We start from the raw sequence: 21,303 nt of genomic DNA, 5'->3' as shown, positions 1-21,303 counted from the left end.
GAGTAGGTCATCGCCAAACCTAATAAGTTCCTAACAAAAGTATCTCTCTGCGATGCTAAATAAAACTCCCAAGCAAAAAGCACTCATGCATGACCGCTACCCGAACGCAGCCATGACGCCATGACCTCGCCTCCGTGTGATTTGAAATCCTTAGGGGCATAGCTGACCCTCTAGGGTACATCCGTCCGGGGTCAGGGGACGTCCGTTGCTCATATGATTTGAGCAGCAATGCTCTTCTTTGAATAGATCACCCATAGCGCGGTTCTGCCTCTATGGGGTGAGGGGCAGGATTCACGGAATGGATCTGAAGTAGTTTTGCTTAGGGTATTGGTGCCCTTGGATCCGACCAGAGGTATTTAGCCTGCTTTCGCGGCCTGGCCTCAGCAAGGCCGCGCGCTTAAATCATTTTTTAAAAAGCCGGTCATCTATCCGCCTACGCAGTTAGGCGCGCGGCGGTGAGGTCGTTAGAAGAGTGGATGCAGTTATTAATCCTTCCCATACAATGTCGAGAGCAGCGTTGAGCGACATTTGCTCAGTGTGCTCCCACACAAAGATCGCGCGCCTGATTATGTCGGTGACGCTGCTGGCAAGGGCCGTAGCTGCGTGTCGGTCATTCAGGCGCTTTTCAAGGCTCGCGGCAAGATCTTGGCGCTGACTGGCTAGAAACTCCTCCATGATGCCCCTGACTTTTTCATTAGGCCGCATGACTTTCCCGATTACATTGAGAATCGGCTCGTCTCCGGTCATCAGTTTTATGTGCTGGTCCAGAAATGACTTGATATCATCGGCAAGCGGCCCATTTGACTCCTCTAACGTCGTTAACGCTTCCTTTCGGAAGGGCAGAGGAGCACCGACTGCGGCAGCTTCTTTGTTTGTATAGTAGTTGAAAAATGTCCGAGTACTTATACCCGCTGCAACAGAGATTTCCTCTGTTGTTACATTTTCGAGGCTGTTTTGGATCGCGAGCTCCAGAGTTTTCATCTGGATGTGTCGCGCTGTTTCCAGCCGCCTTCTTTCACGTAATGAAAGTGTCATGCTTTAAGCCTTGCGCAGTGTGCAGTGTTTGCATACGGTGCATAAAAAGCCCAAGATAGTCAAGTATGGAGAACCACATGACGGTTAGCTTTTGGAGTATTACGGGAGCAGCCCTTGTGCTGGCCGCATCAAGCACGTTGCTTGTCGCTCAGGGTGCGCCTGGTGGCGGCATGCCAGAGATGGGCCCAAGCGAAATCGGGGTCATCGAAATGACCCTGCAGGAAGTGCCCCGCGTCGTAACCGCCCCAGGGCGGGCTGTTGCATTTCAAGAGGTCGAGGTGCGTCCGCGCGTTGGAGGCGTTGTCGAGGAAGTCTTGTATACACCGGGCCAGTTGCTGGAAGTCGGTGATCCGTTGTTCCGTATTGATGATGCAACCTATGTGGCAAGCGTTGCGACTGCACAGGCTGATGTGGCAACTGCCGAAGCGAACCTGCCTGTGATGCAAGCCGCCTATGATCGCGCCGAGCAGCTATCGGGCCGCGGTTATACCGAGGCTGAAGTAGAAGCCGCGCGATCAAGTCTGGCCGAGGCCAAGGCCACCTTGGAGGCGAATAAGGCGGCGTTGGAATATGCCCAGACCGAGTTGTCGTGGACCACATTGCGCAGCCCTATTGCGGGGCGCGCCGATGTCACCACGGTCTCGGTTGGGGATCTGGTTACGGCCAGCCAGACTGACGAGCTGACTACTATTGTGGCGGCGGATCCGGTTTACGTCGATATGGTTGAAACAAGCTCACGTATCCTGTCGGTACGAAAAGGTATCGCAGAGGGGACCTTGAAGCGGAATGACAATCTTGAGGCGACGCTGACGCTGGAAAATGGCGATATCTATCGCGGGACCGGAAAATTGGTCACACCCAGCAATACGGTATCGACCACCACCGGCACTGTGACTGTCCGCTTTTCGTTTGAGAATCCTGAACAGATTATCATTCCCGGTATGTTCGTGCGGGGTGCTGTGACATTGGGCACGATGGAGGCCTATCTGGTGCCGCAACGCGCCGCATCGCGCAGCAATTCAGGTAAGTTGACCGCTTATATCGTTGGCGAAGACAATAAGGTTGAACAGGTCACACTGGTCGATGAAGGCAGCTATGAAAACTCCTGGATCGTGCGCGAAGGGCTGAGCGATGGCACCCAGCTGGTGGTCGATGGCCTGTCCTCCCTGCGCTCGGGTCAGGAAGTTATTCCCGTGCCTGTGACCATTAACGAGAATGGCGTGACGGAGGATGTCTCGGGCGGTGATAGCTCTGCTGCGGGTGGCCCACCGGCTGATGGCGACATTCCCGCTGACCGCCCTGCACCTGCTGCCGAGGAATAACTGATGGCCTCCTTCTTTATTCACCGCCCCGTTTTTGCGTGGGTTCTTGCGATCGCGACCATGCTTCTTGGCGCGTTCAGCATGACAAGCCTGCCGATTTCGCAATATCCTGACATCGCACCCACAACGGTGCGGATTTCTGCTTCCTACACTGGTGCCTCGGCCGAAACGGTCGAGAATTCGGTGACGACCGTCATTGAAAGTGGGCTCACCGGTTTGGACGGGCTCACCTATATGACCTCGTCGTCCAGTGAAGGGTCGTCGAGTATTTCCCTGACATTTGACGGGACAATCGACCCCGATATGGCGCAGGTTCAGGTGCAAAACAAATTGCAGCTGGTGGAATCGCAACTGCCCGACGTTGTGACAAATCTTGGCGTTTCGGTTACCCGCTCGACCACTTCGGTTTTGCTGGTTGGTGCGCTGGTCAGCGAAGATAGCAAGTATTCGTCGCTTGAGCTGGGGGATTTGCTGAGCAGTACCATCGAAGATGCGGTGCAGCGGACATCGGGCGTAGGCTCGATCAACCTGTTCGGGACAGAATATGCGATGCGTATCTGGTTGAACCCCGAAAAGCTTTATCAGTATCAGTTGACCTCGGTCGATGTGACCACAGCGGTTTCCGAGCAGAACACAAACGTGACTGTGGGCACTTTGGGCGATCAGCCTGTGGCGGCAGGTCAGCAATTCAACGTATCATTGTCAGCCCAATCCCAGCTCGAAAGCGTTGAGGATTTTGAAAATATCTTGCTGAAAACCAATGAAGACGGCTCTGCTGTATACCTTGCTGACGTGGCAACGATTGAGCTGGGTGCGGAAGACTATGGCAGTGTGAGCCGGTTTAACGGGAAACCTGCTGCGGGCTTTGCGGTGAACCTGTCTTCGGGTGCGAACGCGGTGGACACCGCGGAGGCTGTGCGTGAAGTCGTTGACGGTCTGTCGGACGCTTTGCCCGAAGGTGTTACGGTGGAGTATCCCTACGATACCTCCCCCTTCGTCGAGCAATCCATCGAACAGGTGTACCACACACTCATCGAAGCGATTGTGTTGGTGTTCCTTGTCATCTTTGTCTTTTTGCAAAGCTGGCGCGCGACGATCATTCCAACCATTGCTGTGCCGGTTGTTTTGCTGGGCACCTTCGGGATTTTGGCGGCCTTCGGCATGTCGATCAATACATTGTCGATGTTCGCGCTGGTGCTGGCCATTGGCCTGCTGGTGGATGACGCGATTGTTGTGGTGGAAAACGTCGAACGCGTGATGGAAGAAGAAAAGCTCGACGTTGTCGAAGCCACCGAGAAAAGCATGCACGAGATCTCATCCGCTCTGGTCGGGATCGTTATGGTTCTGTCGGCAGTGTTCTTGCCTATGGCGTTTATGAGCGGGTCGACAGGGGTGATTTACAAACAGTTCTCCGTCACGATTATTTCGGCGATGGTACTGTCGCTGTTTGTGGCGCTGATCCTGACACCGGCGATGTGTGTGCAGCTGTTGAAGCCTGGCCATGATAAGAAATCCATTGCGCCTTTGCGGTGGTTCAATGGTGCGCTTGACCGCCTGACAAATCGTTATGGTGGTGCTGTTGGCGCACTTTCCTTGCGGCCTTTCCGGATGCTGTTGGTATTGGGGCTGATCGGCTTTGGGTCCTATTGGGTCTACGACCGCCTGCCCAGCTCGTTTCTTCCGACCGAAGATCAGGGTGTTTTGATGGCTATGGTCGAATTGCCTCAGGGGTCCACGGCCCAGCAGACCCAAGCCATGATCGAAGAAATCGAAGATTATCTGATGACCGAAGAAACCGAAATGGTGGACGGTGTATTCGCAAACGTTGGCTTTAGCTTCTTAGGCTCTGGGCAGCGGTACGGGATGTTGTTTATCCGTCTTCGGGACTACGACGACCGTCCGGGAATGGATGCGGCAGATTTGATGGGGCGCGCAAACGGGCGGTTCTTCGGGTCGCGGCTGGGTAGTGTGTTTGTATTGCAACCTCCTGCCATTCAGGGCTTGGGCACGACATCGGGCTTTACCATGTATCTGGTTGATCAATCAGGTGCAGGGACAGAGGCCTTGACGGCGGCGGCGGATCAACTGGTTGCAGACGGGAACGCAAACGGTCAGGTGACAAACCTGCGCGGCAATGACGCAGCGACCGAACCTGCACTGAAAATGCGTATCGACCAGCCCAAGGCAGAGGCATTCGGTGTGTCGCTCTCGACAGTGAACACGATGCTGACCACCGTCTTCTCGGGCACCTATGTGAACGACTTTCCGCTGGGCAACGACCTGCGTGAGGTCATTGTTCAGGGGGGCACGGATTGGCGGATGCAACCTGAGGATATCGATGAATGGTATGTCGATAACGATAGCGGTGAAATGGTCCCATTGTCGTCCTTTATCAGCCGTGAATGGGAAACGATCACGCCCGATCTGGCGCGTTATGGCGGGACACGGGCGCTGGAGCTGTCCGGTGAGGCAGCCGCCGGTGTGAGTTCGGGTGATGCGATGGACATCATGGAGCAGCTCACTGCCGATCTGGATGGTTCTTATGCCTCTGCATGGACAGGGCTTAGCTATCAGGAGCGGCTCTCGGGCGATCAGGAGGCGATCCTTTATACGATCTCGGCTTTGGTTGTGTTCTTGTGCCTTGCTGCATTGTACGAAAGCTGGGCGGTGCCTTTCGCCGTGATGTTGTCGGTGCCTGTCGGTATTTTCGGCGCGTTGATGACGACGTGGTATTTCGGTCAATCGAATGATGTGTACTTTAAGGTGGGCTTGTTGACGACAATCGGCCTTGCGGCGCGCAACGCCATCTTGATCGTCGAATTCGCCGAGGCCCTACGCGCGGAAGGTAAAGAGCTGTTGGAGGCGGCGGGTACAGCGGCACGTCAGCGTCTGCGCCCGATTTTGATGACCTCTCTGGCTTTCGGATTTGGTATCACGCCTTTGGTGCTGGCCTCGGGTGCGGGTGCGAATGCGCAAAAATCTATTGGCACAGGGATGCTGGGTGGGATTATCTTTTCCGCAGTGATCGGAATCGTGCTGGTTCCGGTGTTCTATGTTGCCGTTATCAGAATGACGGAGATTGTCCGTAAACCGGTGGAGAAAGCCCAATGAAACCTTACTATCTAGCAATGGGCCTGCTTCTTGCTGGCTGCGCGGTGGGGACGGATTACCAGCGTCCCGAAGTGTCTGTGGAAACCCGTTTTGTGGAGGGCAACGCCCAAGCCATCGGGGAAGTTGCCCAGCAAAAGTGGTGGCTCAATTACAAGGACGCGACGCTGAACAGCTTTATCGACCGCGGCCTTGCGCAGAACCTTGATATCCAGAGCGCATTAGAAGCTATCCGCCAAGCACAGGCCGAGCTGCGCCAGACCGGGGTGAATGCCTCGCTGGACGGGTCGCTTACCGCAGGTGTGACAACAAGCGGCGGAGATTTGGTGAGCGGCAGCTCGACCTCCGAGAGTGCTGATTTGGGCGCGTCTTGGGTGATTGACCTGTTCGGTGGTATCCGGCGTGAACGCGAAGCGGCGGCAGCCTCACTCGCGGGTTCCCGGGATGATGCGGAAACCGTCAGGCTGGCGTGGTTGGCAGAGCTGGTCTCGGCCTATTCGAATGCCCGCTACAATCAGGAAGCCATGGCCCTGACGAGAACGACAATCAAAACACGGCAAGAAACAGTTAACATCACCAAGAGCCAGTTTGAGGCGGGCGCATCGACGGAATACGAGCTGGCCGAAGCGCAGGCGCTTCTTTCCACAGCACGCGCTGATTTGCCGGAATTTGCAGCGGCTTTCGATTCGAATGTCTTTGCGATCGCAACCTTGTTGAATGAACCCTCCAGCAAGATTGTCGCGCTGATGCAAAAAGGCTCGCCACAGCTTCCCGCCCCGCGTGACGGAGCCACAGGTGTGCCCGCAGACCTGCTGCGCAACCGTCCCGATGTGCGCAGCGCAGAGGCGGATTTGGCCGCGGCCGTTGGCGATCTGGGTGTTGCCGAAGCGGCGCTTTATCCTGCGCTGTCGCTGACAGGTTCGATTGACCGCCTCGACAGCACAGACACATGGAGCTTTGGGCCGGAATTGACGTTGCCTGTGTTCAACAGGGGGCTGTTGAAGGCGCAAAGAGACGCGCAGATTTCGATCGCAAAACAGGCCGAGATCACATGGCGCTCTGCCATCAATGATGCGGTCGAAGATGTGCAGGTCGCGCAATCGAGCCTGTCGCGCAACCGCGAGCGCGTCAGACACCTGCGTACGGCCGCCAATGACTATGGCCGCGCCCTGTCGCTTGCCCGTGAGAACTTCCGCAATGGTGCGATCACATTGCTTGATCTGCTTGATACCGACCGCGAGGCGAACACGGCCAAAATTTCGGCCGCTTCGGCAGTCAACGATGCTGCCCAATCCTGGGCTACGTTGAAGATTGTTATCGGGGCAGGTGCGGGGGTAACCGGTGCGACCACGAACTGATCCTTTGTTCTGCAATTGCGCAGTAGCCGATGAAAGGCCTGTAGGAAAATGAAGAAAATTGGAAATATACTGTCCATCGTAGCTGTGATCGGCGTGATCTGCGCGGGTTTGATCCTGTGTGGCGCTCGCTTGGGGCTGTGGGAGCCTTTGACGGGTTTCGGCCTTTATCGTAGCTATTTCAGCATTGTGGGTGCGGTTATCGCGGGCACGGGGTTGCTTGGGCTTGCGCTCCATATCAGCCGCAAGGAAACGGGTCGCAGCGTTCTGAGCGCTGCTATGGTTGTCATCGGGATGGCTTGTTTGTTCCCCGGTGTTTCTGCGGCGGTCAATCCGCAGCCACGGGCGACCCCGATCCATGACATCTCGACCGATACGGAGAATCCGCCCTTGTTCGAGGTGCTGGACGAGACACGGGCAGGGGCGACAAACTCCCTTGAATATGGCGGACCGGAACTGGCCGCGGCACAGGCCGAAGCCTATCCGGATATTGGCCCGTTAGACACCGCGATGCCTGCCGATGCGGCCTATGCACGTGCTTTGGCGGTTGCTGATGAAATGGGCTGGGAGATTGTTGCATCCGATGCCGAACAGCTGCGGTTTGAGGCAACGGCGCGCACATCTGTCTTTTATTTTGCAGACGACGTCGTCATTGTTGTGACAACGCAACCTGACGGTAGCCGTGTTGATATGCGCAGCGTATCGCGCGTGGGCCGTAGCGACCAAGGTCTGAACGCGGCGCGCATCCGTGACTTTCAGCAAAAATTTGTGGAGGAATGAACTGTGAAATCGATTTTTAGAACCCTGTCTTGCATGTCTGCGGCGGCCCTGGCTGTGGTGGTTCCGCAGCACGCCATTGCCGATCAGCCCAATATCCAAACCGAAGGGCCGATTATCCATCTTGCGGATAACTTGAACGAAGAAGCGTCACTTGGCTGGTGTATCGACACCGATGGCCGCGAATTTAGCGATCTGCTTCAGGCGCATTCGTGCAAACCGTCAGGGGACGATGTGCTGTTTTCATTCTCTGCTGACACGGGGATGATTGAATCCGCCACCTACGAGGGTTTTTGCATGAGCTATAATGACCCCGAAAACGAAGTGAACCCTTTTGGCCTGATCATCTGCGATGGGGAAGATGTGGCACAGAAATTTGCCTATGACACGGCGAGCATGGAATTCCATCTGGCCTCTGACGCTTCCCAGTGCCTGACCGTAGCCGAAACCATTGATGATGCTGGTCCCTACCAATCCCGGGACCTCATCCTCGCGGCGTGTGACGATCTGGACCCCGCTTTCAAACAATGGGTCATTCAAACCCAATAAGCCGAACACGCTTGCACAAAGCGGTGTGTTGCTAATTGAAAAACGGGCCATCATTTTTGATGGCCCGTTTTTTTATCGAGATCTGGACATTGCCATGCTGGTCGGCTGTGCGCGCTAAACCGGTGTGCATGAAAATATCAGGCGCAACCTGATCAACAACATCTCTGGACTGTTTAGCTACTGCACCCCGGCAGCTTTATACGCTCATGCAAAGGGCAGTTTTTGCGACTGGGCCGGCTATATTGCCCGCCCAGTCGCATGAAGTCAGTGTTCAGACCTCTGCGTTTGATCGCTGTGCGATGCGCCTTCCGGCGAAGAACAACGCAGTTGCCACAACAGCCGGGATCAAGAGTCCGAGTGACATGGGCAATGCCGTAGCTGTCCCGCCGATGGCGACAGAGGTTGAAACGGCAAAGGCGATAGCGAACTGGATGGCCCCAAGCAGCGCCGATCCCATGCCTGCACCTGCTTCAGTCAACTCCATCGCGATTGCCATTGCGTTGGCCGAAAGCAGCCCGACAAAGCCAATCGAAATCCAAAGGGGAACTGCAAAAACCCAAAGTGAGGTCGAGCTGGACACCAAGGTTAGCACCAACGTCGATGCGACAAACAGGGGCAGCACAGCGGTAAGAACCTTCTCTGGGCTGAAGTGGTTAAGCAGCACGCTGTTAATCCGCCCGAAAATGATGAGAGCTGTTGCGATCACGGCAAACATGATCCCGAAACCAATCGAACTCAGCCCGAAGATACCTTGAAATACGCCTGACGAGCCGGTGATAAATGCGAACATGCCGCCCTGTATGAGACCGGAAACAAGTGCCATTGTGACAAACCGCCCTTGTGACAGCAGCAATCCGGCAGCGCGCAAACCGTTGTGAAGGGGCCGGCTCTGGCGATCTTCAGCGGCGAGGGTTTCGGGCAGGATAACGACCGACAAGATCAATGCAAGGAAGCTAATAAGGGCCATCGTCACAAAGATTGAACGCCAACCGAGCGCCTCAAGAAGAAGGCTGCCCATGGTCGGTGATACAATCGGCCCGATTGTCAGCAACATGACAAGTATAGTCATGACTTTTGCAGCCTGTCGGCCCTCATAAAGGTCTTTCACAATGGCACGTCCTACAACCATGCCTGCACTTGCACCAATTGCCTGAATGAACCGCAGCGCATTGAATACTGCGATGTCGCTGACCAGAGGTAAGGCGATAGAGGTCGAGGTAAAAAGCACGGTTCCAATCAAGAGAGGTGCCTTACGACCGTATGTGTCGGTAAGCGGACCAATCAGAATTTGCCCAAAGCAAAGCCCGAGAAAGAAGATCGAAAGTGAAAGCTCGGCTGCGGTATGGGTCGCGTTCATAGAGGTCGCCAGATCACCGAGCGCAGCAAGGTACATATCTGTGGCCAGAGGTGGAAAGAGGGAAAGTAATCCTAAGGTCGCTGTAACGGCAAAAGCGCGTTTCGGGGTGAGAGAAATTCGAGACATCTCGGCTCCATGAATATTAGTAGACTATGATCTACTTGCTATTAATGGAATGTAGTCTATTAATCAATCAAAACTTACTGTGCGCTGATGATCAGGAGCTGTGCATGCCAGCAAGAAAACTAGCCGGACGCCCCGTAAATGCAGAAGCGAGCACCGCGTTGAAGTCTGCAGCGCTGCGCCTCGTTCGTGAAAATGGATACGAAAAAGTCTCTATCGCGGCTATTGTCAAAGAGGCCGGTGTGGCGCGTCAAACGCTTTATAACCGCTGGAACACCAAGGCTGATCTCGTACTTGAGGCCGTGTTCGAGGAAACCAACAACTATGCAGCGGAACCGCTTTGGGAAGAGGGGAAAGATTGTCGAACATCACTCGAAGAGTTTCTGGTCAAAATATTTGAGCATTTGAACACTGACGGTGACACTTTGCGTGCGCTTATCGCGTCCGCTCAGCATGATTCAGCGTTTCAAAGCTCTTTTTACACAAACTTCGTTTTACCCAGAGAAAAAATGATCACGGTGTTTCTGCTCCGAGCGCAAGAGCGGGGCGAACTTCCCCAAAGTCGCAATGCAGAAATGTTGTCGACCTTGATCCACGGAGCATTTTGGTACTGGCTTTTGAATTCAAGAGCATTGGATGTCGGGTTTGCCCGGGATCTGTTATCCGAGCTCTTCATATAAAGAAGCGGTTTTCGCAGCCAAACCGGCTTTGCGGCTTGCGGGCCATCGCCGGATCTCGGCTTTAGAGCTGGTATCCTATGAATGCCGCGTTCGGATGCGGGCTTAGGCATTGGGGATGGGGCCCGGGCAGGAAATAGATAGGCTCAATGACGAATTGCGCGGCAAACTGTTGCAGGTCCTAAACACAGCAAGGCCCGCCGAAGAGGCGGGCCTTGCTGAAAGCGACACTTCGCTAAAATTGGTTGCGGGAGGGCGCAGCCGCCGTAACCTACCTTGCCTCAAGTGCGGGATCTAAGCAACCCGTCCATACTTGGCCCGACGGTAGGATTTCAATCTAAGATTTTGTTTTGTATGCATTTAATGATGCATCTTTAGGGAAATGGTGTCGATACGTAAAAATGTATCCCAGTTTGTTCCCCAATTATTTTTAGTACTTGTTAGGGGCCCCAATCTTCCGCTTGAGACATAAAAATTAGTGCCTCTCTTTTATAGGAGAGGCATCGTTGTGGGGCTGCTCGTACAGCTTGCGACGGGCGTGCGCCAAGCAATACGCCAGCTCTTTTAGATGATTAAACGGCGGATCAAGCACGTGGTTGCATCCTGCATTTTCGCGGTTAATTCTACGCGTTAAGTCGCTGTTGCTTATCCGAATAAAAACACGCAACGTTTCGCAGTTCGGTCACCCGCTTTGTTGGAGGCGCGCTTGAAACACAATCAGGCGATGCAAGCGGGCAACGCGGATGGTAGAAGCAGCCCTTTGGCGGTGATAACGGGGAGGGGACTTCACCCTCTATTGTATCGAACTGGACCAGCTCATCAGCATCCAGCACAAGTTTAGGGACACTGCTAAACAGAGCAGCCGTATAGGGGTGCGCGGGCTTGCCGAATACTTCTGCCACGGGGCCCAACTCCACAATGCGGCCGAGATACATCACTGCAACGCGGTCGCTCACATGTTGGACGACAGACAGATCATGGCTGATAAAGACGCAGGTCAAATCCAGCTTCTTGGAGAGATCAAGAAACAGGTTGATGATTTGCGCCTGAATGGAGACATCCAGTGACGCAACGGGTTCGTCACAGATCAGAACGTCAGGCTGCATCGCAAGCGCCCGCGCAATGGCGATCCGCTGTCGCTGACCCCCTGAGAATTGGTGCGGATATCTGTCCGCCCATACGGGATCAAGCCCCACCCGTTCAAACCAACCGGCGACATAAGATTTTGCCTGCGCACGTGTGGTCAGGCCGTGGGCGATGGGCCCTTCGGCCACGGTTTCACCGACCTTCATGCGTGGATCGAGACTGGCAAAGGGATCTTGGAAGACAGTTTGGACGCGGGTCGTCACCTTTTTGGTGCCCTCCATAACGGGCGCGCCCTCAATCGTGACTGTCCCACTGGTGGGCGGCAGGATGCCCGCGATCAAACGTCCCAACGTCGATTTCCCACATCCAGATTCCCCAACCAGCCCCAACGTTTCGCCCTTGCGAATAGACAGGGACGCTTCGGATACCGCACGAACGGAGCGTGTTTCGACCTTGGCGCCCAGTTTGACGGCAATTCGCTCGCCGAGGTTGAGTTTCGGGCCGAACAGACGGCTCACGCTATCGACGGTCAGAAATGCGCTCATGCTTGTGCTCCGGCGAAAGGGTCAACAGGGTGGAAGCACCGCCACCCGCGTGACGCTTCCAGTGTCATTTCTGGTTCTTTTGAACATGCTGGTGTTTGTTTGTCGCAGCGCGGTGCAAACGGGCAGCCTTTTGGCAGGGACAAGAGGGATGGTGTCGTGCCGGGGATTTGCGTCAAGGGTTGACCCGGCGTGGCCATCGCAGGCAGGGAAGCGATAAGACCCGCAGTGTATGGGTGGCGTGGATCGCGCAGAATAGTCGCTGTCGGGCCTTGCTCGACGATCTTGCCTGCATACATCACTGCCAGTTTGCTGGCCAAGCTGGAGACCACAGCAAGGTCATGGCTGATCCAGATCATCGCGGTACCAGTTTCGGCGGCCAGTTCGCGCATTTGCAACATGATTTGCGCCTGAATAGATACATCAAGCGCAGTGGTGGGTTCATCTGCGACCAGAACGGCAGGGCGGTGGAGCAGCGCAATAGCAATGGCCACGCGTTGACGCATGCCGCCTGAAAATTCATGTGGGTAAGCACGCAGGCGTGCTTTTGCAGAGGGAATGCCGACTTGGGTCAATAGATCGACGCAGCGCGCGGTGGCGGCACGTTTGCTCAGGCTCTCATGCGCATCTATGGCCAGCAACATTTGTTGTCCAATAGTCAACAGAGGATTGAGCGTGGCAATAGGGTCTTGGAAAATCATCGAGATTTCGCGACCCCTGCGGGCACGGATATCGGCCCGAGAAAGTGTAGTAAGGTCTGTGCCATTCAGTTTGATCGCGCCCTCGACAATACGGCCGGGTGCGTCGACCAACCCCAGCAAGGAAAATCCGGTGACTGTCTTTCCTGATCCGCTTTCACCGACCAGCCCCATGATTTCACCCCGCGCCAGTTCGAATGACACATCATCAACAGCTTTCACCACACCCGCGCGGGTGAAGAATTGCGTTTTAAGGTTTTGAACGCTTAGGACGGGTTCGATCATCGGCGCAGCCTCGGATTGAATTGGTCACGCACCTGATCTCCAACAATGTTGATTGCGACGATCAGAATGATCAAAGCCACGCCGGGATAGACGGAAATCCAGTAACGGCCGCTCATCATATAGGGAAAACCGTTCGAAATGAGCATGCCCAAAGATGGCTCGGTTACTGGCAGGCCTAATCCAAGAAAGCTGAGCGTGGCCTCCAGCGAAATCGAATTTGCGATCTGGACCGTGGCTACGACGATCAGCGGCGGGGTGCAATTGGGCAGCATATGACGCCAAACCACCAGCCGCGCGCTAAGCGGAATGGCAAGGGCGGCCTCAATATAGTCTTTGCCGCGTTCAGCCTTGGCAGCGCCATAGGCCGTCCGTGCAAAATAGGCATATTGGGCGGCGACCAAGGCACCGATCAGCTGTGCCTTGCCTTGACCCAGTAGTGCCACGATGACCAAGGCCAATAAAATCGCCGGAAAAGACAATTGCAGGTCGACCAAGCGCATGATCAATGTCTCGACCCGACCGCCCACATAAGCGGCAAGAATACCAAGGGACGTCCCAATACTAAGAGAGACAAATCCAGCCATCAGACCGATTTGAATGGAAATGCGAAGGCCATAAAAGATCGCCGATAGCAGATCACGCCCCTGTGGGTCGGTCCCCAGAAGATGGGTGTAGCCGCCAGTTCCAACAAAACCGGGAGGCCTGCGGCTGTCACGTAGGGCCAGATTGGCCAGATCATATGGATCTTGGGGAGAGATGACCGCGGCAAAAAGCGCAAGTAGGATCATTAGAACGACCACAATCAGAGCCACCACCGCGATTTTATTTTCACGGTATTCGGACCAAAAAACGAATAGGCGGTTCGGATCGCTGCTCATGCTGTTGCACCTTCACGTACACGCGGATCAATCAGAGCAAAGGCCAGATCAATGACAAAGTTGATGGTAACAAACAGGAAGGCAACAAGGATCAAATAAGCCACCATCACTGGGCGGTCGAGCACCGCAATACTGTCTATGATCAGTTTTCCGACGCCCGGCCAAGAAAAAATCGTTTCGGTCACCACTGCAAAGGCGAGGGTTGAGCCAAGCTCAAGCCCGAAGACAGTTATGATGGGGATCGAGATGAGTTTCAAAAGATGGCGGCGCAGGATTGTTTCTTCGGATAGGCCTGCCGCGCGGGCAAATTTGATGGTATCGGTCAACATGATTTCACGGGTGCCAGCACGGGCCAGTCTGATCATCATTGCCAATTTAAACAGCGCCAGATTTATGGCGGGCAAAGCGATATGGGACAGCCCGTTAAGCGTGGGAAAGGACCATGCGACGCCCCAGATCATCACCGTCTCTCCGCGCCCGCCCGCAGGCATCCAGCCCAGATGAACAGCGAAGAAAAGGATGAGGATAAGGCCAACCCAAAAGGATGGCACCGAAAAGCCCAGTACAGAGACCGCCATGATCGTTTTTGATACCCAGCTGTCGGGACGGTACCCTGCGTAGATGCCCAATGATACGCCCAGCACTGTGGCAGAAATAACCGAGATCAGCACCAGTTCCAGCGTGGCGGGCAGCCTGCCACCGATCAATTCAAGCACAGGCATATTATAAACAAATGAACGGCCTAAGTCGCCTTGGAACAAGTTGCCGACAAATGTGAAGTATTGCTGATAAAGCGGCTGGTCGAGCCCCAGCCTGCGGATCGCTTCCAAGCGGATCTCTTGCGTGGCATCAGGCGGGATCACGATATCAATCGGATTGCCGATGGCATAAACGCCAAAAAATACAATGACGGACATTGCAGCCATGACGCCGACAGCTTGAATAAAACGCTGAATAATGAAGCCAAGCATCCGACTTACCTCTTGGGGGATTTATGCAAGTTGGGCGGTATGGTGGCCGCCCAACTGAAAGGTTTGAGTATGGGTCAAGACGCAGGCGAGATGAAAAACGCCAGCGTGTCTTCATCAAAGCGTGGTTCAAAAGTCAGCGAACCTGCTTTGCTGCCCCAAACGGTTTGAAGCTGCACCAGTGAAATATATGCTTTGTCTGCCATCACTTTCGCCATTGCTTCTTCATAAGCGGCGCGGCGTGCGGCCTCATCCATCATTGTGGCACCGGTTTCCAGCAGCACATCCACGTCTTCGTTTTTGTATTCGATGCGGTTGAAAGCACCCAATTTGACTTCGGGATCGTCAGAATGCGCAAGACTGCCCAAAGTATAGGATGCCTCACCTGTCAAAGTGCCCCAGCCGTTCATGAACATGGAATATTCCAGCCGTGCTTGGGCAGGGAAGTAAACCGTTTTAGAAACAGCGTTCACATTCGTGGTAATACCCGCCTGTGTCAGCATTTGCCCCAGACCCTGACAAATCGCACCATCGCCAGGCAAGCGGTCGCCGGTACAGTAAAGATCAACCTGAAACCCTTCGGGATAGCCTGCTTCGGTCAGCAGTTCGCGGGCTTTGGCAAGATCGTATTCGGGCGTCGGGATGTCCGTGTTGGAGCCAAAGAAGCCTGCTGGCATCATTTGGTTGGCAGGTTTGCCCAGACCTTCAAGCACGATATCAACCATGGTTTCGCGGTCGATAGCATAATCAATCGCCTGACGGACTTTGAAATCACGTAGTGGGTTTTCAGGCAGTTTGCTGCCGTCATTTGCACGCACTAATGGTGTGTCTTCGCGTTGGTCCAGCTGTAGGTTCATGACGTACACACTGTCGCCAATGATCGGATCGATTGACGCATCCCGCTGCAAGGCAAGATAATCAACGGAAGAAACATAGTTGATCACATCAACCTGACCAGCCTTGAGCGCCGCCAAGCGGGAGCTGTCGTTCGGAATTTCCTTTCGGATTACTTTTTCCCAAGCGCCTTTGCCGCGCCAGTAGTCATCGAAACGCTCCAGAACCAGATCGCCATTCGGTTCCCAGCTTACGTATTTATAAGGTCCAGTGCCGATGGTCGCGGCGCCAGAGTTGAACCCCTCGGCGGCAGTTTCAGGCGTGGAGTAATCCGCAGCAGCCTCGGAGGAGACAATGAAGAGCCGGATAAAGTCATTTGGCAAAGTTGCTGCCTGACCATCGGTATTGATGTGAATGGTGTAGGGATCGATAATATCCACACTTGCGACGCGGCGCACATAAATTGCCGTTGTTGTGGGGCCAGTGACAACCGGAATACGCTCGATCGAGAATTTAACGTCTTCTGCGTCGAAATCGGACCCGTCATGGAATTTGACGCCTTCGCGCAGCTTGAATTCCCACGTGTCCTCGTCAATCGCGGTCCAGCTGGTTGCAAGGCCGGGTTCAATCTGAAGGTCTGTGCCTGACCAGACTAATGTATCAAAAACATGCTTGGCCGCTTCTGCATGAGAGCCAAGCGCAGAGAAATGCGGATCCATCGATTCAGGTCCGCCGCGCACGCCCATTGTCAACGTTTGCGCTGACGCGGCTGATGCTGCCGTTAGTCCCAGCGCAAAAGCCAGAGGGGCAAGGAATTTCTTGTAGGTCATGATTTTCCCTTCCTGTTGTGGCAGGGCATTATGCCCCGCCCTGTTGGTTTGATTATTATCTTGTGTTCCATTTGGAACTTGCTTTTCCACGATGTGAATGAATAATGCAGTAGTCAAGTTCATTTTGGAACTCATTAAGATTTCATAAGGAAGGGCAGCGATATGACCGGTCCGCAGGTGCTAAGTGATCAGGATTTCATCAAAGACGCGCCAGAGGCCAGTGCAGATATGCTGGAGGCCAAGTTGTGGGCAAACCCATGCCCCTTTACATTTCGCGTGAATTATCTGGCGCTCTTATACAACGCGCCGCTCTATAACTGGGTTCAAGACACCTATGGGTTGAAGCGGCCTGAGTATGTTGTGCTTTATTCGCTGGCGCTTGCCGATGGCGGCAGCGCAAGGGACGTGTCAGACACCTCAGGCTTCCCCAAAAACACCCTTAGCCGCGCCATAAAACGGCTTGAATTGATGGGCCTGATTGAAGCGCGCGGAAAGGTTCCGGGGGGTAGGCGAAAACAGGCGTTGTTCTTGTCAGAAAAAGGCTGGGGCGTGGTCCATGAAACCCGACCGATCTTTGCCGCTCAAGAAGATCGTATGCTTGAGGCGCTTACAGAGGGGGAACGGCAAATGTTGTTTGAACTCATGTCAAAAGTGGTGCGTGCCGCCCCCGATTGGGCGGGTGATTTGCCGCAAGTGGGGCACTCGGATGTCACGCATAACCAAAAAGGAATTTCTCAATGACCGTTGCGAATATGAACTGGCGTGATGTCGAGGCAGCGGCCAAGCGCGACCCGCGCTGCATTTTGCCGATTGGGTCCACTGAACAACACGCGCAGTTATCGCTTTGCGTTGATATGATCCTTGCAGAAAAGGTAGCGACGGATGCCGCTGCGCCATTAGGCGTGCCGGTCTTTCCCGTAATGCCTTACGGGCTTGCGCCATATTTCAATGAGTTTCCCGGTACGATTAGCCTGAAGGTCGAGACGTTGATGGCGGTAATCCGTGATGTCATCGCCTCGCTGCGCCGTGCGGGATTTTCGCAGATCCTGATCGTCAACGGGCATGGGGGAAATAATCCTGTTGGTGCCTTGGCACAGGAGGTGATGGCGGAAAATGATGATATCTCGATCAAGTTTCACAATTGGTGGAATGCGCCACAGACTTGGGCCAAAATTCAATCCATTGATCCCACAGGATCGCATGCAAACTGGATGGAGAATTTTCCTTGGACGCGTTTGGCCCATGCACCTGCTCCTGAGGGGGATAAGCCCGTGGTGGATATGGCATTGATGAAAGCCAGCCCGCCATCGCAGGTTCGTGTTCTGTTAGATGATGGGTCATTTGGTGGGCCTTGGCAGCGATCAGATGACGAGATGCTGGCGATTTGGGATACAGGTGTTGCCGAAACCCGCGCCGCGTTAGAGGGACCTTGGCCGGAGCAGCCTTATGAATGATCCCATCCTAATCTGGGGGGCAGGGGCCATCGGCGGGATTCTTGGTGCATATCTCGCGCGTGCCGGCGTTCCTGTGTTAATGGTCGATATCGTCGAGGCCCATGCGCGCACCTGCTCGACCACCGGTCTGACGATTGAAGGGCCGGTTGAGCAATTTACTCAGGTGATCCCTTGCGTTACGCTAGAACAGCTTGAGGGTCAGTTCTCCCGCATCATACTTGCGGTGAAAGCGCAGGCCACGGAAGGGGCCCTTGCGCAACTGTTGCCGCATCTTACGGCTGACGGCTATGTGGTGTCAGCTCAAAACGGCCTGAACGAGCGGGTGATCGCGCAGCATGTAGGGGCTGAACGTACCATTGGCGCTTTTGTAAACTATGGCGCGGATTGGACCGAGGCAGGCCGTATCTTGTTTGGCAACCGCGGGGCTGTTGTTATCGGGGAAATAGACGGAACGATCCAACCACGCACCCGGGAGCTGTATGAACTATTACAGATATTCGAGCCCGACGCCGTGCTTAGTGAAGATATTTGGGCCTATCTTTGGGGAAAGCTGGGCTATGGGGCGATGCTGTTTGCCACAGCATTGAGCATGGATAGTATGACCGCCAATTTCGCCGACCCTACGCGTGGGCCTGCATTAATTGGGTTAGCGCGAGAAGTGATGCGCACCGCTGTCGCTGAGGGTGTTGATCCGAAACCTTTCAACGGGTTTGATCCTGCAGCCTTTTTGCCCGATGCGAGCGATGTTGCCGCCCAAACCAGCCTTGCCAATCTGGCAGAGTTCAATTCAAAAACTGCAAAAACGCACACTGGCATTTACCGCGATCTGGCGGTTCGCAAACGCAAAACCGAGGTTGACCCGCAAGTTGGCGTGGTGGCGCAGATCGCCGCCAGCCACGGTATTGAAACGCCATTGTTGTCACGGTTGGTTACATTGATCCACGACATCGAAGAAGGTCGCAGGGAAATGTCGTCCGAAACCTTTCATGAGCTGACAAAGGTGTTGGCATGACTGTGCGAACCGCTTTGGTGACTGGTGTTGTGGGCGGGATCGGTGCGGCAATTGCAAGGCGGTTGGCAGCAGATGGCGCGCAGGTCATCGTCACTGATCTGGCAGGCGCGGCATTTGACGAGGCTGCCGGACGTTTGGGACAGCCTGCGATTGCTGCTGATCTATGCGATCCCGCAGCGGTCGCAGAATTGGGCAGCCGCATTGCAACAGATTACGGCGCACCGGATATTTTGGTCAACGCCGCTGGCGGTGTGCGCAATCAGGTAGGCACGCCGTTAGAGGATGTCGACCCAGACGCATGGCATAGCATTTTCGCCATCAATGTTGACGCCACATTGTATCTGTCTCAAGCGCTGGTGCCTGCAATGAAGACCGCAGGCTGGGGGCGGATTGTGACCATTAGTTCAGGCGCTGGGCTGCGCCCCAGTCTGACGGGCATTCACGCCTACACAGCTGCTAAACACGCATTGGTGGGTCTTACTAAACAACTCAGCCTTGAACTGGGTCAATATGGCATCACAGTTAACTCCATTGCGCCCGGATTTGTGTTGTCCAACCCCGCGACATTGCGCCAATGGGACGCCTTTGGGCCAGAGGGTCAGGCTCAATTAATCAACCGAATTCATGCGCGCAGACTTGGAGCGCCTGACGATATCGCTTCGGCTGCCGCGTTTCTTACCGGCCCTGAAGCGAGTTGGCTTACAGGCCAAATCCTAAGCGTGGATGGCGGGATCACTTAAAGGTATTTGATATGACGGATCCAGTGCGGGCATATGCCCATGCCCATGAACCACAGCTCATCGCGGACCTTAAATCGCTGGTGTCTTATCCGTCTGTCGGGGCAGACCCCGACATGGCGCAGGGTATGGAAGATGCCCGGCAGTTTATTGAGGCCCGCATCAAGGCGATGGGGTTTACGAATGCGCGGCGCCTTACCCCGCCAGATGGCAGCGGGCAGGCGGCGCTATACGCGGAACGGATGGATGCCCCCGGAAAACCCACAATACTGGTCTATGCGCATTATGATGTGCAGCCTGCCGATCCGCTGGAGAAGTGGCACACGCCGCCCTTTGAGGCGGTAGAGAAAGACGGCAAAATTTTCGGGCGCGGCATATCTGATGACAAAGCCCCGATGCTGATCGCGCTTGATACTTTGGCGGCTTTTGTCGCGGTTGAGGGGCGGCTGCCGATCAATGTAAAGCTGCTCATCGAGGGAGAGGAAGAAACAGGCTCGCCCTCATTGCCCGCGATATTGAAAAACCATCGCGGCCTTTTGGCAGCGGATGCAGTTTTATCGGCTGATGGCGCACGCTGGCGGCCTGATTTGGTGGCGCTGAATGTGGGATCGCGCGGCAACACGGGTTTTGAAATTCGTGTTCAGACGGCGTCCCAAGACCTTCATTCTGGGCGCTATGGTGGCATCGTCGCCAATCCGTTGCATGTGATGTCAGGGTTGCTGGCGGGACTACACGATTCACAAGGGCGGATCGCTGCCGCCAGTTTTTATGACGGCGTTGCAGGGCCTACAGCACAAGAACGCAGCGAAATCGCCGCGATCCCATATAATGAGGCCGAGGCCTTTGGAGGTCTGGAGGCACAGCCATGGGGTGAGGCAGGCTATTCAACGTTGGAGCGTCTTTGGCTGCGTCCTACGTTGGATGTGAACGGGATGTGGGGCGGCTATACGGGTGCAGGATCCAAGACAGTGATCCCGAATGAGGCTTTTGCGAAACTAACCATGCGCCTTGTCCCCGGACAGGAACCAGCACATGCCAAAAAGGCGGTGATTGACCATCTGCAAGCGCATCTGCCATCCTTTGCGACACTGGAAGTTTACGGCGAGCGCGGGGAGGGCGGCGCCTATGCTGTGCCTCCAGACCATCCGCTGCTTGCCGCGGCGATGATCGCGCTTGAAAAGACCACGGGCCAAACCCCGCTCAAGGTTCGGATTGGCGCGTCATTACCCTTGACTGAGATTGTGCATCGTATTTTGGGCATCGACACGGTGATGTTTTCATTTGCGATCGCGGATGAAAACTTTCACGTCCCAAACGAGTTTTTCCGGCTTTCTTCTGTGACGGATGGGCTTTCAGCTTGGATCGAAGTCATCCGTCAGATCGCGGCTTTAGATCAGGAAAACTGGCCGATAAACAGCATGTAATGAGCCTCCCTCTGAAAGTGAATAATATGAACGATAACTCCCGCGGCATTCTGTTCATGATCCTCGCAATGGCGACGATGCTGACCTCGGACGCAGTGGTAAAACGCGTGGCACAGGAACTACCCCTGTTCCAGATTATCTTCATTCGTCACATTTTCATGACCATCGGTCTCGGGGTGATGTGCTGTCCGTCGTCAGAGTTTTTGGAACCAATGGCGGCCTAATCTAAGAGAGAGTTTGGCTCATCTGGTT

General features: G+C 54.8%; 19 protein-coding genes. 12 read left to right on the top strand and 7 right to left on the bottom strand.

What is annotated here, in order from left to right; translation table 11 throughout:
- Nucleotides 1-441: 441 nt before the first annotated feature.
- Complete coding sequence (locus tag ABJM03_RS07640; protein WP_348416805.1) at nt 442-1,035, bottom strand: TetR/AcrR family transcriptional regulator; 594 nt, start codon at nt 1,033-1,035, stop codon at nt 442-444.
- 77 nt (nt 1,036-1,112) lie between these two features.
- Here ABJM03_RS07640 and ABJM03_RS07635 point away from each other — a divergent pair, with 77 nt between their 5' ends.
- Genes ABJM03_RS07635 through ABJM03_RS07615 form a run of 5 tightly spaced genes read left to right on the top strand, consistent with a single transcriptional unit; the run spans nt 1,113 to nt 8,146 of the window.
- Complete coding sequence (locus ABJM03_RS07635) at nt 1,113-2,357, top strand: efflux RND transporter periplasmic adaptor subunit (protein WP_348416804.1); 1,245 nt, start codon at nt 1,113-1,115, stop codon at nt 2,355-2,357.
- Between the two features lie 3 nt (nt 2,358-2,360).
- The gene (locus tag ABJM03_RS07630; RefSeq protein ID WP_348416803.1) at nt 2,361-5,468 is read left to right on the top strand and encodes an efflux RND transporter permease subunit; all 3,108 of its coding nucleotides are present in this window, start codon (nt 2,361-2,363) and stop codon (nt 5,466-5,468) included.
- A complete protein-coding gene (locus tag ABJM03_RS07625) occupies nt 5,465-6,823 on the top strand; it encodes an efflux transporter outer membrane subunit (protein WP_348416802.1) in 1,359 nt (452 codons plus the stop codon). Before ABJM03_RS07630 ends, ABJM03_RS07625 begins: the two co-directional genes overlap by 4 nt.
- A gap of 48 nt (nt 6,824-6,871) precedes the next feature.
- Complete coding sequence (locus ABJM03_RS07620; RefSeq protein ID WP_348416801.1) at nt 6,872-7,600, top strand: DUF1499 domain-containing protein; 729 nt, start codon at nt 6,872-6,874, stop codon at nt 7,598-7,600.
- Between the two features lie 3 nt (nt 7,601-7,603).
- Nucleotides 7,604-8,146, top strand: coding sequence for an RICIN domain-containing protein (locus ABJM03_RS07615; protein WP_348416800.1), 543 nt, complete (start codon nt 7,604-7,606; stop codon nt 8,144-8,146).
- A 271-nt stretch (nt 8,147-8,417) separates the two neighbouring features.
- Here ABJM03_RS07615 and ABJM03_RS07610 read toward each other — a convergent pair whose 3' ends face one another.
- The gene (locus ABJM03_RS07610) at nt 8,418-9,629 is read right to left on the bottom strand and encodes a multidrug effflux MFS transporter (protein WP_348416799.1); all 1,212 of its coding nucleotides are present in this window, start codon (nt 9,627-9,629) and stop codon (nt 8,418-8,420) included.
- Nucleotides 9,630-9,733: 104 nt separating this feature from the next.
- Between ABJM03_RS07610 and ABJM03_RS07605 the strand changes: the two genes are divergently transcribed.
- Nucleotides 9,734-10,306: a TetR/AcrR family transcriptional regulator gene (locus ABJM03_RS07605; protein WP_348416798.1), complete on the top strand. Its 573-nt coding sequence runs from the start codon at nt 9,734-9,736 to the stop codon at nt 10,304-10,306.
- 620 nt (nt 10,307-10,926) lie between these two features.
- Here ABJM03_RS07605 and ABJM03_RS07600 read toward each other — a convergent pair.
- The 5 genes from ABJM03_RS07600 to ABJM03_RS07580 all read right to left on the bottom strand — a co-directional run bounded on the left by ABJM03_RS07600 (nt 10,927) and on the right by ABJM03_RS07580 (nt 16,424).
- Complete coding sequence (locus tag ABJM03_RS07600; protein ID WP_348416797.1) at nt 10,927-11,934, bottom strand: oligopeptide/dipeptide ABC transporter ATP-binding protein; 1,008 nt, start codon at nt 11,932-11,934, stop codon at nt 10,927-10,929.
- Complete coding sequence (locus ABJM03_RS07595; RefSeq protein ID WP_348416796.1) at nt 11,931-12,914, bottom strand: ABC transporter ATP-binding protein; 984 nt, start codon at nt 12,912-12,914, stop codon at nt 11,931-11,933. The genes ABJM03_RS07600 and ABJM03_RS07595 overlap by 4 nt, the downstream gene beginning before the upstream one ends.
- Entirely contained in the window at nt 12,911-13,792 is an 882-nt protein-coding gene (locus ABJM03_RS07590) for an ABC transporter permease (RefSeq protein ID WP_348416795.1), read from the bottom strand. Before ABJM03_RS07590 ends, ABJM03_RS07595 begins: the two co-directional genes overlap by 4 nt.
- Nucleotides 13,789-14,763 carry an ABC transporter permease gene (locus ABJM03_RS07585; RefSeq protein ID WP_348416794.1) on the bottom strand — a complete coding sequence of 325 codons (975 nt, stop codon included), beginning with the start codon at nt 14,761-14,763 and terminating at the stop codon, nt 13,789-13,791. The genes ABJM03_RS07590 and ABJM03_RS07585 overlap by 4 nt, the downstream gene beginning before the upstream one ends.
- Before the next feature lie 74 nt (nt 14,764-14,837).
- On the bottom strand, nt 14,838-16,424 hold the full coding sequence (locus ABJM03_RS07580) for an ABC transporter substrate-binding protein (RefSeq protein ID WP_348416793.1): 1,587 nt from the start codon (nt 16,422-16,424) through the stop codon (nt 14,838-14,840).
- Between the two features lie 162 nt (nt 16,425-16,586).
- On the opposite strand from ABJM03_RS07580, the gene ABJM03_RS07575 reads away from it, so the two are divergent.
- Genes ABJM03_RS07575 through ABJM03_RS07550 form a run of 6 tightly spaced genes read left to right on the top strand, consistent with a single transcriptional unit; the run spans nt 16,587 to nt 21,275 of the window.
- Entirely contained in the window at nt 16,587-17,165 is a 579-nt protein-coding gene (locus tag ABJM03_RS07575) for a MarR family winged helix-turn-helix transcriptional regulator (protein ID WP_348416792.1), read from the top strand.
- The gene (locus ABJM03_RS07570) at nt 17,162-17,878 is read left to right on the top strand and encodes a creatininase family protein (RefSeq protein WP_348416791.1); all 717 of its coding nucleotides are present in this window, start codon (nt 17,162-17,164) and stop codon (nt 17,876-17,878) included. The genes ABJM03_RS07575 and ABJM03_RS07570 overlap by 4 nt, the downstream gene beginning before the upstream one ends.
- On the top strand, nt 17,871-18,890 hold the full coding sequence (locus ABJM03_RS07565) for a 2-dehydropantoate 2-reductase N-terminal domain-containing protein (RefSeq protein ID WP_348416790.1): 1,020 nt from the start codon (nt 17,871-17,873) through the stop codon (nt 18,888-18,890). Before ABJM03_RS07570 ends, ABJM03_RS07565 begins: the two co-directional genes overlap by 8 nt.
- Nucleotides 18,887-19,630: an SDR family NAD(P)-dependent oxidoreductase gene (locus ABJM03_RS07560; protein WP_348416789.1), complete on the top strand. Its 744-nt coding sequence runs from the start codon at nt 18,887-18,889 to the stop codon at nt 19,628-19,630. The genes ABJM03_RS07565 and ABJM03_RS07560 overlap by 4 nt, the downstream gene beginning before the upstream one ends.
- An 11-nt stretch (nt 19,631-19,641) precedes the next feature.
- Nucleotides 19,642-21,051: a M20/M25/M40 family metallo-hydrolase gene (locus ABJM03_RS07555; RefSeq protein WP_348416788.1), complete on the top strand. Its 1,410-nt coding sequence runs from the start codon at nt 19,642-19,644 to the stop codon at nt 21,049-21,051.
- Between the two features lie 26 nt (nt 21,052-21,077).
- A complete protein-coding gene (locus ABJM03_RS07550; RefSeq protein WP_348416787.1) occupies nt 21,078-21,275 on the top strand; it encodes a hypothetical protein in 198 nt (65 codons plus the stop codon).
- Nucleotides 21,276-21,303: the final 28 nt, after the last annotated feature.

The sequence above is a fragment of the Sulfitobacter sp. genome, from assembly GCF_039977885.1.
Taxonomy (GTDB): domain Bacteria; phylum Pseudomonadota; class Alphaproteobacteria; order Rhodobacterales; family Rhodobacteraceae; genus Sulfitobacter.
The sequence above is the reverse complement of the archived record's forward strand: the minus strand, read 5'-3'. Positions and strand labels throughout refer to the sequence as shown.